This is a genomic window from Candidatus Binataceae bacterium, assembly GCA_035508495.1.
In the GTDB taxonomy this organism is placed as follows: Bacteria; Desulfobacterota; Binatia; order Binatales; family Binataceae; genus JASHPB01.
In genome coordinates this window covers 38,343-55,122 of sequence record DATJMX010000069.1, presented here as the reverse complement: position 1 = coordinate 55,122, position 16,780 = coordinate 38,343, and the positions used below count along the sequence as shown (strand labels likewise).

The following is a 16,780-nucleotide window of genomic DNA, read 5'->3' as shown; positions in this document are numbered from 1 at the left end:
AGAACGCAAACAGACCTACACGATTCGTATTCCCGAGGAGATTGCGACCCGGATCGAGGATGCCGCCCGAACTCGAGGAATCCCACCGACCACGCTTCTCCAATCACTCGTTCTGCACAAGTTCAAATCGCAACAGTCCGCCGATTTTGAAGCGGAAGGGCTCGCCGCTCAGACCATCGTGGCAAAGCTCGAGTCACTACGAAAAACCCTCGAGCTCCGGGTTCATAACGGAGACACACGCATCGAGCAGCTGCGATTCGAGATCGTCAAGACGCGCGCCGCTCTTCTTCATTCGCTCGATCAATCTCTCGGCGCGGCAGTCGTCGACCAGATCATCGAGGCCTCCGAACAAACAGCGCGAGAGTACACGGCCGGCATCGCGCGAGGAGACAAGTCGTGAAAGCCGACTACGACAGCGCAGTGTTGCATCGCGCCGACATGGCGACGCTGAAGGTATGGGCTCAGACCGCGCTGCGGATCGTCTTGATGATCGTGTTCATGTGGGCGGTGACCACTACAGTATTGGTGTGGTGCTGGCTCGGATACTACGGCGGGCCGCCCGCGCACGAGTACTTCGGACGCTGGGTACTGGCCTGGTTCTTTACCGAAATCGTTCCGCTGCCGTTCGGTTCACTTCCCTACCGCGGCGCACGCTATCCGATCGATCGCATGTACGTGTTCCTCTGCCGCAAATACTACCTGGGCGGATCGTTTGCCGGCTGGTTCTGGCATTATGCGCCCTGGGGCGCGGTCGTCACGGGGTGGCTAATCTGTCTCGTACTGCTGCTCATCTTCCGGCCGAGAGGTGAATCGCGAAGTTCAAAATATATTCGCGGCACCGATGTCGTTCCGACGCAGCACCTCGCCCGTGAGCTCGCCGCAGACGGCATAACCATCGGCGACATGCCCACGCCTCGGCGCCAGGAGTCGCAGCACTTCATCATCAGCGGCGCGCCGGGGACGGGCAAATCGACCGCCATCCGCTCGATGCTCCGCCAGACCGAGCGGCGCGGCGAAACAGCCGTAGTACTCGATCCCGAATGCGAATACGTCCCGGAGTTCTACCAGCCACAGCGGGGCGACGTGATCCTCAATCCGCTCGATGCTCGTAGTCCCTCGTGGTCGCCGTGGTGGGAGCTGAGACCGGGCAGCGAAGCGATGGACGCGGAGGCACTCGCAGCGGCGCTGGTGCCCGATCCACCCAGCACATTCAGTCAGGGCGGGGCCGACTTTTTCTTCCGACAGTCCGCGCGCACGTTAATCATCGGACTGCTGTACGCGCTCAAGTCACGTGATCCAGCGGACATTCCAAAGCTGCTCGGACTGCCGCGCCATGAATTGAAAGAGGCATTGAGAGGAACTCCGGCGGAAGTGCTGATCGACCCGGGCGCCCATGAGCAGGGCGCGGGAATCGTCGCTACGGCTTTCAACGCGACCAGCGCTTTTCGCCACATTCCGCATCGGGCCGAGAAGTCGTGGAGCGCACTCGGATGGGCAGGCAACCAACGGAGTTGGCTCTTTTTGAGCTCCAATGAGGAGTCGCGCGAAGCCGCGCTCCCATTGCAGGGCGTCTGGCTCGATTGCGTCATCCGTCGCTTGATGGCACGCGAAGAGGGAAGCGGCCAGGTCTGGATTTTCGCCGACGAGTTGCCGGTGCTGAAGCGGCAGGCCGAACTCGAGACTCTTGTAGTGCGCGGCCGCAAGCGCGGACTGTGCGTCGTGCTGGGCTTTCAGGCCATCACCCAGTTGCGCGCGATTTACGGGCATGACCAGACGGCGACCTTGGCCGCGGCTCCAGCGACCAAGCTCATTCTGCGCACCGGCGAGGCGGAAACAGCTCGCTGGTCGAGCGCGCAGATCGGCGAGCGCGAAGTTACCAGGCGCGAAATCGGACATAGCCTCAACCGGCAGAACGGGTTCACCATTCATCCCCATCGGCAGGTCGAGAGCGCCGTACTCGCGAGCGAAATCCAGATGCTGCCGCCATTCGAAGGCTACCTGTGCATTGCCGGTCACCATCGCGCGCGAGTCCGCGTTCCGTACCTCGCGCCCGTACGTCGCGAGCGTCCCTTCATCCGCCGCGTCGATGAAGCCGCGTTGAATCCGCACGAGGGTTCAGGCAGCCCTATCGGACCGAAACCGAACGAAAGTTCGCGCCCCGGGCGCCGGCTTCGGGCTTAGTCATGCTCGTAATGTCCAAAGGCGCGCTGTCGGCGGCGCAAGCCGAAACGTACTACGAAGAGAAGTACGTTCATGACGATTATTACTCCGAGCGGCAGCAGGTCGTCGGCGAGTGGTTTGGTAAGGGAGCGAACGCGCTCGGGCTTTCCGGTGAGGTAGCGACAGAAGATTTTCGGGCGATCCTTAACGGCCAGCGGCCTCAAGATGGAGAGGTCCTGGTTCACACTGCCAACGGCCGGAGCGAGCGGCGCGCGGGCTGGGACGCGACCTTTAACGCGCCAAAATCGGTCAGCATTCAGGCTCTGGTCGGCGGTGATGCGCGTCTGGCAGAAGCGCACCGCCATGCCGTAAGCTGCGCGCTCGGTGAGCTCGAACAATATGCACTCTCACGCCGCAACGGCGGCAGCGAGTGGGTCGTCAGCGCTAACATCGTCGCGGCGCGGTTTGATCACATCGCAGCTCGTCCTTCACAAGGCGTTGATGATGGCTACGGTCCCGATCCCCACTTGCATACCCACGTCGTGATCGCAAACTTGACGCAGCGTCCCGACGGAGCCTGGCGTGGCCTCGACCCAGTCGAGATCTATCGCTCACAGAGCTTCGCCACGGCCATCTATCGCTCTGAACTCGCGCGCCAAGTGCAGCGGCTCGGATATGGAATTGAGATCACCAGTAGCGATGCACGCTGGGAGTTGCAGGGTTACACGCGCGAACAGGTGATGGCGTTTTCCCGACGCCGCAAGGATATCGAGCAGGAGCTGAGCCGCAGAGGCCTGAGCGGAGCTGGCGCGGCGCAGAACGTCGCACACCAGAGCAGGCTCGCAAAGGACGGTCGCCGTGAAGCTGAGCTGCGCGAAGAGTGGCGGACGCGCGCGCACGGGTATCGCATCGATCTTCAGGCCCCACGGCACGCCCAAATCGTTCAAGTGTCTCCATTCGAAGTCCAGGATGCTGTCGGTTACGCCGTCACTCACGCGACCGAGCGCGAGGCTGTCGTTGACCGCAGGGCTCTTGAAGGCGCAGCGCTTCAGCATTCGATGGGGCGAGCGTCGCTCACCGAGATTCGAGACGAAGGCATCCAGCAACAGCTTCGCGGCGAACTAATCGAGATCAAATCGGCGCAGCACGCGTCGTTTACAACGCCGGAGATGTTGCGGCTCGAGACCGAGAACCTTGAGCTGATGCGCGCCCGTCGGGGGCGAGCCAACGAGATCGCTCCAAGTGCTCAGATCAACCGATGGTCGAGGCAGCGCGGGCTGCTCAGCGATCAAGCGCAGGCGGCGGAAATCACGTTATCGAGTCGCGACTGGCTCACCTCTATCGAAGGATTGGCCGGCAGCGCAAAAACCACCACTGTCGGCGCGATTGCGGAATTTGCAGGCGAGAATGGTTACACGGTGCTGGGTTTTGCTCCCACCACTCGCGCGGTCAGATCGCTTTCCGAAGCTGGTATCGAAGCCCAGACCGTCGCGAGTCTTTTGGAGACCTCTTCTCCGGAAGACACGATAAAGCGCCAGTTTTGGATCGTCGACGAATCGAGTCTTCTTTCCACTCGGCAAGTAAATCGATTGCTGCAACGTGCGTGGTATCAGGATGTGGACAGGATCGTGTTTGTCGGCGATCAAAGACAACATCACGCAATCGAAGCCGGGCGGCCCATCTTCCAGATGCAGCAGGCCGGAATGGCGGTTGCCCGGCTCGATACCATCCGGCGTCAAAGAGACGGCGAGCTCCGGCAAGCGGTAAAGTTCGCTGCGACGGGGCGAGTGGCCGAAGCTCTTGCCCGGCTCAAGGAGCAGAATCGAATTCGGGAGATCGCTTCGACTAACGACCGATACCAGGCAATCGCGCGCGAGTTTGTTGGCGCTCACGAGAGCGGCGAACGAGTCCTGGTCGTCAGTCCCGCCAACGACGAGCGCCGCCAGCTTAACGAGGCGATCCGGGAGTTGCTCAGAAGTCGAGGGAATATTGAGACAGCGGGACACGATCAAACCGTGCTCATCAATCGCAACCTCACAGCCACGCAACGCACTTCTGCGCGAAACTACGAGGAGGGTGACGTCATTCGATATAGACGAGGGAGCGCCAAGCTAGGCCTCGCGAGATGCGACTACGGGCAAGTTAAAAGTGTCGACGCGAAACATCATCGCATCAAAGTCCGTACCGAGAACGGGAAACTGGTTGAGTACAACCCCAAGCGCCCCTCAGGCGTCGAGGTCTTTCGAGCGGAGCACCGCACGCTCGCCGTTGGTGACCGGATCCAGTTTCGAGCGCCCGATCGCGCTCTCAAAGTCGCTAACGGCGAGTTAGCCACCATTCGTTCGATCGATGACGAAAAGGCAATTCTCCGAACCGATGCCGGCCGGGAAATCAGAGCCGCGCGCCAGCGGCTGCGCCATATCGATTACGGCTATGCGTCGACCTCTCATTCGAGCCAAGGCGCCACTGTCGATCGCGTGATTGTCAACATCGACACGCTGCGCTCGGCAGAGCTGGTAAATCGCAAGCAGTTCTACGTCTCAGTCAGCCGCGCTCGCCACGCGGTTTCGGTTTACACCGACGATCGTCAGGCGCTTCAATACGCCGTGAACCGCGATCGTGAGAAATCGCTTGCGCTTGAGCACGCTCGAAGGACGATAAAGCCGCAGATCAAGCAAACTCCGCTGGCACCGCGCCAGACGATTACACCGAGTCATGGATTTCGAATGTGAAACAGTACGTCTACGGCATACAAAATGGTGGCGCTTGCTCCGTTCGCAACCGCGCCGCCCGCGCTCACACGCGGGGTGCTTCGCTCGTCACGCGTGCAGCACTCCGCGGCACGCGACTCAGAATCCTGCGCCGCCCTCCTTGTTCAATTGAGAGGGCGCCGCCTTCAATGCTGCGCAGCAATCGGCGCGAGAAGCCCTTCCCTTCGGGAGGCGGGAGCTTGGGCATGTCCCTTGACTTTGCAAGAAATATCTAGCTAGATAGCTAATATCATACATTAGTGAGCACGCTCATGAGCCCCGAGCAGTCTGTCAGTCGTCCAAAGCCTTATCTTTCCGTCCGTGAATTGGCCGCTCTCACCCCTTGGACCGAACAGGCGATTCGAAGCATGATCGCCAAAGGAACTCTTCGCGAAGGTGAGCACTTTTTCCATGTCGGGCGAAGGCCCCTGCTCAAGTGGGAGGCGATCGTCGCCTTCATTGAAGCAGGTCACGAAAATCCGGAAACTGCAATTCCTCACTATCGCGATCGACTTTGATGGCTAAGAAGATTGCGAAACGCCAAGCCTGCTTTGTTGAAACGACGCCCGCCGGACGGCTTCGCTTCCGCTTTCGATGGAAATTGCCAAACGGCCGCCGGCGCTTCTTCGCTGAGGCGACGGTGCTCGATGATACATCTCGCAATCGTCGGCTCGCAGAAAAGCAAGCCGCTTACATTGGCGCCGAAATCCGCGCCGGCGTTTTTGATTATCTCAAATGGTTTCCGAACGGGAACCGAGCGAATTATTTTCTTCGGCCGGTGATTGCGCCGGACCAGCCGGTCCCGACGCTAGGTGAATTCTACGAACGTTGGATCACGACCAAGAATTCGCCGGCTTTTCGGGAGTCGCTGGTGAGGGACTACAAGAGCCACTTTCGTCGCTATATTTTGGGCTTCCTGGGCAATCTGTCAGTCTCTGCTCTCAGTTTGGCGCACCTCGAAGACCTCAGGGCACAACTCCGGGCAAGAGGTCTGTCTGAAAAGACGATAAGGAACGCGATTGACGGGTCACTTCGAGCCATGATGCGGGAGGCACTGCAAGAAGAAGTTCCGGCCGCGTTCCCTTTTCCCAAGTTGAGATGGCCCGAAAAGATCGTCCCCGGTCCTTCGCCATTTGAGGCCGAGGAACGCGATCGAATCCTCCAGTACTTCAAAAGCAGGAACTGGAAAGTTGGCGGGTTCAACGACACCCGGCCGCACTACGCTTATTATGCCCTCGCGCATACCTTGTTCTTCACTGGGATGAGACCGTCCGAAGCAGTGGGGTTGCGGGTAGGAAATGTCAGCTTGCGCGCTGGAACGATTCAGGTCGAACGCTCCCGACACCTCGGCTTCGAAACCGCACCCAAGACGCAGCGCGCGCGACGCGCTGTCCGCCTCACACTGGAAACCATCGATGTGTTGAAGCCGCTCATCCAGTTGAGAGCATCCGGCGATTATCTGTTTCAAAACGTTCGCGGAGAACCGATCAATCCCGCGAATTTTTACGACCTGTTTCGCGACGCACAGAGAGCGCTGAAGGTGTCGCCGCTGCGGGACCTGTATTCTACAAAGGACACCTACATCTCGCTCGCGCTGACCAACGGCGTCAGCCTGGCGTGGCTCTCGGATCAAACTGGAGTGGCAGTGGCAACCCTCCTTAAGCACTACGGCAGGTACGTGCACACCTCCGAAACCGATGCGTTTGAGCTCTCCAAGATTGCCGGTTCCAGCTTTCGGAACCTTCCTGATGCCGCTCAGTTTGAACACCGGTGTTCAAACCAGGACAGCTCAGACGCGGGAAACTCAGGAATTTCCTCAGGAATCTTGGCGTCCCCGACGGGATTTGAACCCGTGTTACCGACGTGAAAGGCCGGTGTCCTAGGCCGAGCTAGACGACGGGGACTTTGAGCCTGAAATAAGTTGGCGCGCCAGATGCGCGCCGGACAGGTGAAACTAACAGACGCTCAAGAAGCGGGGCAAGTAGCTGCGGCGATTGTTACGAGGAAGATGGTGAGTTCTCGCTCATGAGGTCGCCGGCGCGTTTTATCCAGCCCGTCATTGCCAGTTCTTTGAACTGATTGAGGGCGCAGCAGAGTAGGGGTTTCGCGCGTTCGCGATCTTCGCCGCAGCCGCGCCGGATGAACATCAAGGCTTCATCGAAATCGACGATCGCTCGCATTGGCCGCGCGCCTTGCTCGTCGAGCGCGATGCGGGCCGCGGCGAACCACTGGCGCGCCTCGTCAGGTCGGTTTTGCAGCGCGCACAGGCGCGCGATCGAGAGCCGGCAATCGCGCATCGGCGGTCGAAAATCGGTGGGCAGCATCCTGTCGCGCAGGTTGCGCTCGATAATCTCGGCGTGATCGGTTCGATTCATCAACCACAGCGCGAATGCCGCGTTGCAGGCCGCGATGCCATAGATGGGGAAGCACGGCGCGCCAACTTCGAGCGCAGGCGGGACCATCGACAGCCATTGCAACGCGGCGTGGCTATTGCCGAGGCGCGCAAAAATGTACGCGGCAGTCGAGCAAATCGAGGCGAACGCCCAGCGCGTTTCGATCGAAGGCTGCGAGATGTAGCTCGACTCACCCAGCATGCTTTCCCATCCGCAGTCGAGCGCGATGAGCATCTCCTGCTTCACTGAAGCGAGGCTCAGGTGATGTCCGGATTGGCCTGTTGTGCGCGCCGATAAAGCGCATGCGCGATCGTAGGCCGCCTGGCCGGCCGCAAAATCACCGATTGCGATGTAACAGCGCGCGACATTGGCCCACGAGCTCATCGCCTTGACGATGCGTCCCATGCGCTCCTGATCGCCGGCATCGTGCTCCCAAATCGACAGGCTGCGCCGATAGTCGCCGGCCAGGAAGGTCAGGCAACTCGCCGGCGCTTCGGGAGTTCTCAATGTTTCTTCGCGCGAATCGAATGCCGGTTCGATTCCGTGCGCAATCACCTGGTCGATCGGCAGCCGCTTCATGGTCGCGCGCCACTCGCGTAACTCGGGCGAATCGCGGCGAATTCCATGGCTCTCGGGGTCGCTGGCGTCAATGCGGATGCGATCGAGCTCGGCGAGACTCGCCCAGGTAATGTCGCGTCGTTCGCCGATGCGCTCCAAGCCCTTGCGCGCGAGCTCCCACGAGCCGCTGGCCAAGCCCGCGAAATGCATCGATCTCGCGGCGGTCTCGAGATAATCGGCGCTGGCGCCGGGTCCCGATGCGGTTTCAATCAGACCTGCGACTTCGTTGATGACGGTCAGCGCCTCTTGTTCCTGCTGCGTCCAGGTAAGCGTCGTGCCGAGACGCACCAGCAGCTCCTGCCGCCGAGGATCGGTCGCGGACAACAGTTCGATCGCGATGCGCAGAAAGCTCGCGAGCTCGTCATAGGCATATGCCTTCTCGGCGTAGTTAGCGGCTGCTATCGCATAGTCAACACCGCGATGCTCACGGCCCAATGCTGCCGCGCCGCGCCAGAAGTGATACGCAACTTCGGCCGCATGTTCGGCCGCCTCGTCGCCCCATTGGCGATCCATCGTTTCCGCGATTCGCCGATGCAATCGGATGCGGCGCGCCGGGTTGAGCTGGGAGTAAAGCGAATGCCGGATCAAGGCGTGGGTGAAGTCGAAGTTGTCGGCGACGGTGCCGGGGCGCAGCAATTGCGCTTCGAGCGCCTCGTCGGTTGCGCTCAATGCCGCGTCGTCGCTCAGACCCGCGACCGAGGCGGCGACATCAAATGAGAACTCGCCCTTGAACGCCGCGCCCACCGTCAGCAGGCTTCTCGCGTCATCCGAGAGACGCATCAGTCTGCGTTCGATGATTTCGCGCACGCCCTCGGGAATCCCCAGCTCTTCGATGCTGAGTTCGGACGTCCAGCTCTGTCCGGCGCTCAGGATTTTTCCTTCCTCGACCAGGTGCAGCAGAACTTCGCGGATGAAAAACGGGTTTCCATCGGTCTCTGCCTCGAGCGTCTGGACCAGCTGCGCCGGTGCGGTTTGATCGCCGATGATCCCGAGAAGCTCGGCGACGTCTGTGGCGCCGAGTCCTTCGAGCGCGATGGACTCGAAATCGCGCGTGCGCCTGATGGCCGCGAGCGCTGCGGAAAGCGGATGGAGCCGGCCGACTTCGCTGTCGCGATAGGCCCCGATCAGCAGGATCGGATTCGACGCGACAAAGTGTCCAACATGGTTGAGCATCGCCACCGTGCCGCGATCCGCCCAATGGAGATCGTCGAGGATCAGAACGAGCGGCGATAGTTGCGCAATCGAGATCAGCGATTGTGCGACCGCATCGAGCAGGCGAAAGCGCTCTTCGTCTTTGTCGAGGGCCGACGGCTCTGGAACATCGCCGAGGTAATGCCGCAAACCGGGCGCGATGCGCGCAATCGTTGAAGCGCTGTGGCCGAGCACCTTTTTCAGGTGATCCAACGAGGCCGCTTGCGCGTACGCGCCAATGACTTCGGCGAACGGACCGTATGGCCGCTGAAATTCGCCGTCGTAACATGCGCCGCGCAAGACAATCGCGTTGCGCTGTCGCGCCACGTCGGAAAATTCCTCGAGCGCGCGCGTCTTACCGATTCCCGGCTCGCCGACGAGCATCGCGACGGCACCGTGCCCGTTTGACGCGAGTTCCAACTTCGCAAGCAGGCGCTCCATCTGCACCGCGCGGCCGACAAACGGGGTGCGGTTGAGCAGAGCGACGGGATCGTTGCGCTCGTAATGCACTTCGCAAGCGACGATTGGCTCGACGATTCCCTTGAGCTGTAGCGGTCCGATCTCGCCAAAGGTAAACGCGTGGCGCGAGTTCAGCAGGTTCGCCACCATCGTGCTGCACAGAATCTGGCCCGCCTCGGCGCGGTCGCATAGCCGGCGTGCGATCACCACCGCGGCGCCGAAATAGCCTTCCTCGCGGCGCATTGCTTCGCCGGAATGAATCCCGATCCGGATCTCGAAACGCACGTTGCCGATCGGGCGCCGCGCCGTCTGCTGAATTTTGATCGCGCTCCGCACGGCGTCGGCTGTCGATCCAAACGCGGCCAGCACGCCGTCGCCGAGCCATTGCAATTCCTCGCCGCCGCAGCCCGTGACCGCGTCGGTAATCAATTTGTGATGAGCGCGGAAAAAGCGTTGACCGGCTTCGTCACCCGCGTCTTGCAGGTGGCTGGTCGAGTTGACCAGGTCGGTGAAGAGAAGAGTGACTGTGCCTGACCGAGCCACGATAATTTGCCGATCCCTCGCAGTCCTGGCACTACCGCGAGGACTCTAAATAACTCAGCTATTCTTTCTAATGAACTTTATAACTCAATCATGTTTTAAATCAACTTGACATGTTATTGTATCCATTGGCGACGCAAGATGTCGAGTGCCTGGCAGATCGTTAACGGCCGGTTGCGAAAACTCTGTGCCATGCGTGCATACAAACTGCGATCCCTGATAGGTGCTTAGGCGATGACCGAGCCTGTGAAAGTGCTGGTTCCTGGAACGCCGCGGATTGCGGTCGAGCATATCGGCGCAGGGCCGGTTGCGATTTTCCTGCACGGCATCGGTGGGAATCGCACCAACTGGCGCGAGCAGCTTCGCGCCTTTGCCGGCGACTTTCATGCGATCGCATGGGATGCGCGCGGCTACGGCGACAGCGACCATTATGAAGGCGCGCTGGACTTTGCGGACTTCGCGAGGGATCTGCGCCGCGTGCTCGATCATTTCGACGCACGCCGCGCGCATGTGATTGGCCTTTCGATGGGCGGCGTGATCGCACTGGATTTCGCTGAGCGATTTCCGGATCGCGTTGCAACGCTCACCTTGTGCGATTCGATGCCGGGGTTCGGCCATTTGTCGGAGGCGCAGCGCAGCGAGTTCATCCGGCTGCGCCAGGAGCCACTGCTCGCGGGCAAGGAGCCGAGCGACATGGCGCCGGCCGTAGCGCGGACTTTGATAGGCAAGAATCCGCGGGCGGGAGTCTTCGAGCGGCTGGTCGCGAGCATGTCGGCGCTCCACAAGGAGTCGTATTTGAAAACGATCGCGGGATCGGTGAACTACGCGCGCAAGTTCGAGCTGGAAAAGATCGCGGTCCCGACGCATGTTGTGGTCGGCGGCGAGGACACGCTGACTCCTCCTGCGATCTCGCAAGCGATGGCGCGGCGCATCGCCGGCGCGCGCCTCACGATCATTGAAGGGGCGGGGCATCTGAGTAATATTGAGCAGCCCGAGGCATTCAACCGCGCGGTGCCAGATTTCCTCCTTGAGCATCGCGAGCGGGCATGACCGATTTCACCCGGAGACGAACGACATGCCCGTTGTAAACAATGCGTCACAGACGGAATTCAATCTGCCAGGTCTGAACCATCGCACCTTCGCGGGACCTGAGCATGGAATGAAGAATCTCGAGGTCTGGGGCCAGGCGATCGAGGCCGGCGCGGCGACGCCGGTTCATCGTCACGCCTGCGAGGAGGCGATCGTGATCCTCGAAGGCTCAGGCACGCTGACGATCGAGGGCAAGGGCACGGCCTTTGGTCCGAACTCGACGCTGATCATCCCGGCCGATGTGATTCATCAGATTGCCAACACCGGCGATAGTAAGATGGTCCTCATTGCCGCGCTCAGCGCCGCCCCGGTGAAGGTCCGCCACGCCGACGACACTGCGATGCCGCTGCCGTGGCAGGCGCCGCGCTAACGATTCAGCATCGTCGCGATCCACCAGGTATTGCCGAAAGAATCGACGACGCCGCAGTTGCGCTCGTCGTAAGGCTGATCCGCCGGCGCGCGCATCGTGGTCGCGCCCGCGCCGAGCGCGCGCTTGTAGGCGGCATCGACATTGGGAACATAGACGTAGGTCGAGTTAGGTTTGCCCGCGGCATGCGGCGGATCGGCGACTTCGAGCACGACGACGGAATCGCCGATCCTGGCCTCGATATGAAAAGCCTTGTCGCCGAGCTTGTGGCGGCTCAGTTCCTGCGCGCCGAAAACCGTTCGGATGAAGTCGGCAAGATCGAGGCGGCCGAACAGGTAAGGCCGCACCTGCCCGAAGCCGTCGCGGGTGAAACTGTTGTGCGTGCTCATCAGGGCTCTCCCGGAGTCGAGCGCGACCGCTTGCTCCTAGCCTCTAAACTGCGCGCATCGCAAAAGGTTACGGCCGCCTATTGGTTCCCTCCCGGCCACGGCGCGCTGCTCAGAGTGCTCAGGAACTCGCTCAGATACGAGTCGGTGCTGCCGCTGAACCAGTTGCCGCTGTAGTGTGTGTCGATACAGCCGTAGGCGAGGTACTGCAGGTTGGTCCAGCCGGAAATTTTCGAGGCGCCACTGGGATTACTCTCGGCGGCCGCGACCGCGTTCTCATAGTCAGTCGCGCCGCTCGGGCTTTGCGCGTCGAAATAGCCATACTGGTCGCCGTTCACGCATCCACGCATCTCGGCGTAGCGGAAATCCACCCCGAAGGGTGTCGATTCCCCCATCATCGGCCACGTCATCCATTCGTAGAAGACCTTGTTCTGCACGATTGACCACGAGGCATACAGATTTGGCATCGCGAGTCCGCCAAATCCTTCGAGGCCGCAGAATTGACCATTGGGCGTGAGAGCAGTGACAGGCAGTCCACTCACGCATCCCGATGGATTGTTCTCGTCGCCGCCCTCTGCGCATCCGCTGCCGCCATGCGCCGCGGCGCAATCCTGATGCCAATGAGATTCGATGTAAGCCTGGGCGCGAATGTAATCCTCGTCGATCCCCCACTTGCAGGCATAGACGCGGAAGATGTCGTCAGTCGTTCCCGCGTAGGCGCCATCGACGGTCTGGAAATCCGCATTCGGCAGCTCCGTGCAGCATGGTGCGTTTTGATAGAAGTAGCTCGGCACGCCACCCGCAGGGCTCTGGTTGGAGTTGTAGCCAGTGCCGTCGTCCTCGTTCCAGGGCGCGCTCTCGGCAATCGGCGAAGCGTTCACTTGCGCCGCGCATGATGATTCGGTCGGCAACGTCGCTGCCGGACCGAGCATCGAATAGTGCGGTCCGCCTGGAGTCGGACTCGCGGTGGGCGTCGGACCGACGTTCGACGAGAGCCCGCTATTGTTCACGGTTAGTGTCTCGGAAGCAGTACCAAGAACGACGGAGTTCGGGTTTTCGCTTTGGCTGGTCACAGTGATCGTATGGGTGCCGTCGCTGACGGTCGTGCTGTTGAACACCACTTTTCCGGGCGCGAAGGCGCCCGATTGCGTACCGTCAACCTGGAGCGTTTCGAACCAGAGTTTGGGGCAGGTGTCCCTGGTCGTGATCGCGACGCTGGTGCCGCTCACGGTGCTGTCGTTCGTGGGCGCGGTGATCGTGATGCAAGGCGTCGGTGTGGAGCTCGGCGATGGAGTGCCTGTGGCCGTTGAGGTCGCCGTTGCGGTTGCGGTTGCAGATGCCGTCGCACTCGGAGAAGGCGTCGCCGTCTGAGTTGCAGTTGCAGTTGCGGTCGCCGTCTCGGTAGCAGTCGCCGTGGCGGTGGCTGTTTGAGTAGGTGTGGCCGATGCGGTCGGAGTGGCAGTCGAAGTCACGGTCGGGGTCGCCGTCGCGGTAGCCGTGGTGCTGGCGGTCGCGGTCGGCGTCGGAGTGGCGCCGGGTGTGGATGTCGCGGTTGAAGTGGTGGTAGCCGTTGCAGTGGGGGTCGCGGTGCGGGTGCGCGTTGGTGTGGGGGTCGGCGTGCGAGTCGGCGTCGCAGTAGGTTTGGGCGTCGGCGTGCGCGTGGGAGTTGGCCGGAAAATCGGCAACCATCCGAAGAGCTGCGCCGCGCCCGAGCTGGGCGTCGCAAGAATTGTGGATATCAGCAGCGCGCACACCAGCACGCCGATGCGAAAGGTCCGTGAATTTTGAGACACACGTACACCCTTCACGCCACGCGCAGTTAAAAAACGCGTAGGCGCACCGTTAGCGCTCCCTCAGACGGCATAGCCGTCAGGGAGACAATTCGTATTTCGGTCGCGGCGGTTAGTAGGTGATGCGACCGTCACCGGTGGAACCGGTGACTCACCGGCCTCTTGAAGGGACGGTTACTCAGTGCGAGACGCCCAAAACAAAGAAATCCCCTGCATCTCGTCGCTAGCGGTGTACCATACTAAATGTATCAGAAGCAAGCTTCTTATGATGATCAGGCTTTAATGATTACTCAAAGTTTTCTAGCTAACTTCTGTTAGGCTATTGTTATCTAAAATTGAGTAGTTTTTACAGAATGTGAACTTTATTCACTCCGCGATCGTTTTCCGTTCGCGTTCGACGTCGGTGAACCAGTCCATCAGTTGATTAGTCATTCGCGCGACACGATCAGATTCCCGCGCCGCCAAGTCAACGCGCTCGAACGGATCGTTGACGATATCGAAAAGCTGCGCGGGCGGCGGCGCAGGGCGCGTCCGCTCCGGTTCCGGTTCGCGCACGATGTCCGGGTACCTGTCGGGGTGGTATTTCGAATCGAAGTCCATCGCGAGGTCGGCTTGCGAGACTCTCATCAGCTCGCGCATCGCGGGCCGCACGAGCTTCCATCGCCCGTCGCGCATCGCGGCGTTGCATTCGCCGTCGGGCGAATAGCGATTCCATTGCCAGAAACGCTCGCCGGGGGCCTTGCCGGAATCGCCGCTCAATACGGGCCTCACGTCGATCCCGTCGAGCTTGCGATCGCGGGGCGTGTCAGCGCCCGCGATCGACAGGATAGTTGGCAGCCAGTCAGTGAAGTGAATCATGTTGTGAACCTGCCGCGCAGGACCGAGTCCCGCCGGCCACCGCATGACCATCGGCAGGCGGATTCCGCCCTCGTAGACGAGGGTCTTGGCGCCGGCGAAGCCGCAGTTGAAGCGATCGGTGCACATTTCCCCCTGGCCGCCGAACTGCGGACCATTGTCGCTCGAGAACATGACCAGCGTGTTCTCGGCGAGACCGAGCTCGCCCAGCAGATCGAGCAGCCGCGCGATTCCGCGATCCATGATTTCGATCATTGCGTAGATCGCGCTGACGGCGGCGGTGAAGCTGCCGGTCTCGCGATAGGGCTTGATCGCATCGTCAGGCGCTTCGAAAGGAAAATGCGGGGCGTTGTACGCGAGGTACAGAAAAAAGCTCTCGCTGCGATGGCGCCGGATGAAATCGGCGGCCTCCTCGGTGAAAACGTCGGTGAGGTAGCGGCCGTCGGACGAGCCGATTGAGCCATTGCGATCGATTCGCCAGTTCCAGTACGGCGCCCATCCGCCGCAGAAGCCTGCGAACTCGTCGAAGCCGCGCCGGTTCGGATGGTAGCGCGCGTCGAGCGCGCCGTTGTGCCATTTGCCGACGAGCCCGGTCACGTAGCCCGCAGGCTTCAACAGTTCGGCGAGAGTGCGTTCACGCAGCGCCAGGCGGTCGAGCCCGCGCATCTCGAGCGTGTCGAGCACGCCGGTGCGATGCGGATAGCGGCCGGTGATCAGCGACGCGCGCGCGGGAGCGCATACGGGAGAGGCGGAATAATGCTGCGTCAGGCAGAGGCCGCCACGCACCAGCTGATCGAGTGTCGGCGTCCGCGAGATTCCGTAGTTGAAGCAGCCGAAGTCTCCGTAACCCATGTCATCGGCAAGGATGAGCAGGAAGTTGGGTTTGCCGGGCATAGAGGCGAAACTCCTTTAGGCCAGAATGATTCCGAGATGATGACTAGCTGATTGTTCCTGCGGCAAGGATCGGCGGCGATGCGGCGCCGCGCGGCTTCAGGGCGCGATCGCGCAGGAGCAGCGAGGGGCGTTCGATTGCGGCGAAGAAAAGAGCTCCGACGATTGTTGCGGTGCCCCCATACACTGCGATCGATAGGAGCGGATGCGGCATAAGCGTCCCGCCGGCGCAGAGACTGACGAGGTGGTAGACGGATTTGTGCGTGAGATAGAGGCTGTATGCCATCGCGGCGACCAAGCCTGCGCCGGGAATCGCCTTGCGGCCGATGAGACTCGACGGACTCGCGCCGGCGGCGACCAAACCGCCGAGGGCGATCGCGAGAATCGGAAAGCCGATCACCGACGGCATGAAGTCGACCTGATCGCGAAAGATATATGCCGCGATTGCAAACAAACTGAGGGCAGCGATTAACATCGTGTTGCTGCAATCCATCAGCAGCCGCCATGCCTTCGGACGAAGGCCGCGTATCAGCGCGAGGACGATGCCGGCGAGGAGTCCGTCGAGGCGCGACCACGTCGGACGGTAAATCAAATTCATCCAATGCCAGTCGAGCTGGTGCGGAGAATCGACGAAGGGCGCGAGCGCGAGCTTCCAGATCGCAGCGCGCAGTACGACTCCGCCGATCAGAATCGATGCGCACGCGACGATCGTCTTGAGCGCCGAGGGCCGTCGCGCCAGCATCCACACCGCCAGCGGCGCGATTAGATAGAACTGCTCCTCAACGCATAGCGACCAGGCGTGCGAGAAGGCCGTTCTGCGATCAGCGTCGCTGAACAGGTTCTGCGTGAAGGTGAGAAAGCGCCAGAGTGGCGGAATCGGCGGCGCCTCTCGAACAATTGGCAATGTGAAATACAGCACCACGACCGCGAGGTACGGCGGCCAGGTGCGAAACATCCTGCGCGCGTAAAACCGCCAGATATCGATCTGATGTCCATGAGTGAGCGGGCGAATGAGCTGGTTTCCGATCAAGAAGCCGCTCAGTGCGAAAAACAGGTCGACGCCCATCCATCCGGTCCTCGCGACCGGGTCCGAGTGCGCGACAAAATGGAAAACGACTGCGTGATAGTACATAACCCACAGGATCGCGATCGCGCGCAGCAGGTCGAGCCCCGGCATCCGAGTCGTCGCTTCGCCACCTTCGCCATCCATAGAAATGAGCCTTCGATCCTCTCGCTCGACGCTAGCAGCGCGAGTACCGCCGATGCCATTCGGTGTATATAGCTGGTCCTG

General features: G+C 61.1%; 14 protein-coding genes and 1 tRNA gene. 8 read left to right on the top strand and 7 right to left on the bottom strand.

Going from position 1 to position 16,780, the window contains the following annotated elements; translation table 11 throughout:
- From VMA09_20635 to VMA09_20620, 4 genes are all read left to right on the top strand, one after another.
- The coding region (locus VMA09_20635) for a hypothetical protein (protein ID HUA36030.1) at nucleotides 1–400 on the top strand (400 nt) is incomplete at its 5' end.
- Nucleotides 397–2,181, top strand: coding sequence for a type IV secretion system DNA-binding domain-containing protein (locus tag VMA09_20630; GenBank protein ID HUA36029.1), 1,785 nt, complete (start codon nucleotides 397–399; stop codon nucleotides 2,179–2,181). The genes VMA09_20635 and VMA09_20630, both read left to right, overlap by 4 nt.
- Nucleotides 2,182–2,183: 2 nt before the next feature.
- On the top strand, nucleotides 2,184–4,892 hold the full coding sequence (gene mobF / locus VMA09_20625) for a MobF family relaxase (protein HUA36028.1): 2,709 nt from the start codon (nucleotides 2,184–2,186) through the stop codon (nucleotides 4,890–4,892).
- A 290-nt stretch (nucleotides 4,893–5,182) separates the two neighbouring features.
- Nucleotides 5,183–5,428 carry a hypothetical protein gene (locus tag VMA09_20620; GenBank protein HUA36027.1) on the top strand — a complete coding sequence of 82 codons (246 nt, stop codon included), beginning with the start codon at nucleotides 5,183–5,185 and terminating at the stop codon, nucleotides 5,426–5,428.
- 509 nt (nucleotides 5,429–5,937) lie between these two features.
- On the opposite strand, the gene VMA09_20615 is transcribed toward VMA09_20620, so the two are convergent.
- The 3 genes from VMA09_20615 to VMA09_20605 all read right to left on the bottom strand — a co-directional run bounded on the left by VMA09_20615 (nucleotide 5,938) and on the right by VMA09_20605 (nucleotide 10,114).
- Nucleotides 5,938–6,378 carry a hypothetical protein gene (locus VMA09_20615; GenBank protein HUA36026.1) on the bottom strand — a complete coding sequence of 147 codons (441 nt, stop codon included), beginning with the start codon at nucleotides 6,376–6,378 and terminating at the stop codon, nucleotides 5,938–5,940.
- A gap of 358 nt (nucleotides 6,379–6,736) precedes the next feature.
- A tRNA-Glu gene (locus VMA09_20610) sits at nucleotides 6,737–6,814 on the bottom strand.
- Nucleotides 6,815–6,907: 93 nt separating this feature from the next.
- Nucleotides 6,908–10,114 carry an AAA family ATPase gene (locus VMA09_20605; protein ID HUA36025.1) on the bottom strand — a complete coding sequence of 1,069 codons (3,207 nt, stop codon included), beginning with the start codon at nucleotides 10,112–10,114 and terminating at the stop codon, nucleotides 6,908–6,910.
- A 231-nt stretch (nucleotides 10,115–10,345) separates the two neighbouring features.
- Between VMA09_20605 and VMA09_20600 the strand changes: the two genes are divergently transcribed.
- Both VMA09_20600 and VMA09_20595 read left to right on the top strand, forming a co-directional pair.
- On the top strand, nucleotides 10,346–11,161 hold the full coding sequence (locus tag VMA09_20600; GenBank protein HUA36024.1) for an alpha/beta fold hydrolase: 816 nt from the start codon (nucleotides 10,346–10,348) through the stop codon (nucleotides 11,159–11,161).
- Nucleotides 11,162–11,186: 25 nt separating this feature from the next.
- Nucleotides 11,187–11,570: a cupin domain-containing protein gene (locus VMA09_20595; protein ID HUA36023.1), complete on the top strand. Its 384-nt coding sequence runs from the start codon at nucleotides 11,187–11,189 to the stop codon at nucleotides 11,568–11,570.
- Here the strand turns inward: VMA09_20595 and VMA09_20590 are convergent.
- Nucleotides 11,567–11,956 (bottom strand): VOC family protein, encoded by a 390-nt coding sequence (locus tag VMA09_20590; GenBank protein ID HUA36022.1) that lies wholly within the window; start codon nucleotides 11,954–11,956, stop codon nucleotides 11,567–11,569. The two genes, VMA09_20595 and VMA09_20590, sit on opposite strands and share 4 nt — an antisense overlap.
- A gap of 77 nt (nucleotides 11,957–12,033) precedes the next feature.
- Complete coding sequence (locus tag VMA09_20585) at nucleotides 12,034–12,963, bottom strand: hypothetical protein (protein HUA36021.1); 930 nt, start codon at nucleotides 12,961–12,963, stop codon at nucleotides 12,034–12,036.
- Between VMA09_20585 and VMA09_20580 the strand changes: the two genes are divergently transcribed.
- A complete protein-coding gene (locus tag VMA09_20580) occupies nucleotides 12,956–13,324 on the top strand; it encodes a hypothetical protein (protein ID HUA36020.1) in 369 nt (122 codons plus the stop codon). The two genes, VMA09_20585 and VMA09_20580, sit on opposite strands and share 8 nt — an antisense overlap.
- Nucleotides 13,325–13,408: 84 nt before the next feature.
- A complete protein-coding gene (locus VMA09_20575; protein ID HUA36019.1) occupies nucleotides 13,409–13,741 on the top strand; it encodes a hypothetical protein in 333 nt (110 codons plus the stop codon).
- Nucleotides 13,742–14,109: 368 nt separating this feature from the next.
- Here the strand turns inward: VMA09_20575 and VMA09_20570 are convergent, their stop codons facing one another.
- Nucleotides 14,110–15,492 carry a sulfatase-like hydrolase/transferase gene (locus VMA09_20570; GenBank protein ID HUA36018.1) on the bottom strand — a complete coding sequence of 461 codons (1,383 nt, stop codon included), beginning with the start codon at nucleotides 15,490–15,492 and terminating at the stop codon, nucleotides 14,110–14,112.
- Nucleotides 15,493–15,535: 43 nt separating this feature from the next.
- The gene (locus tag VMA09_20565; GenBank protein ID HUA36017.1) at nucleotides 15,536–16,699 is read right to left on the bottom strand and encodes an acyltransferase; all 1,164 of its coding nucleotides are present in this window, start codon (nucleotides 16,697–16,699) and stop codon (nucleotides 15,536–15,538) included.
- Nucleotides 16,700–16,780 lie beyond the last annotated feature (81 nt).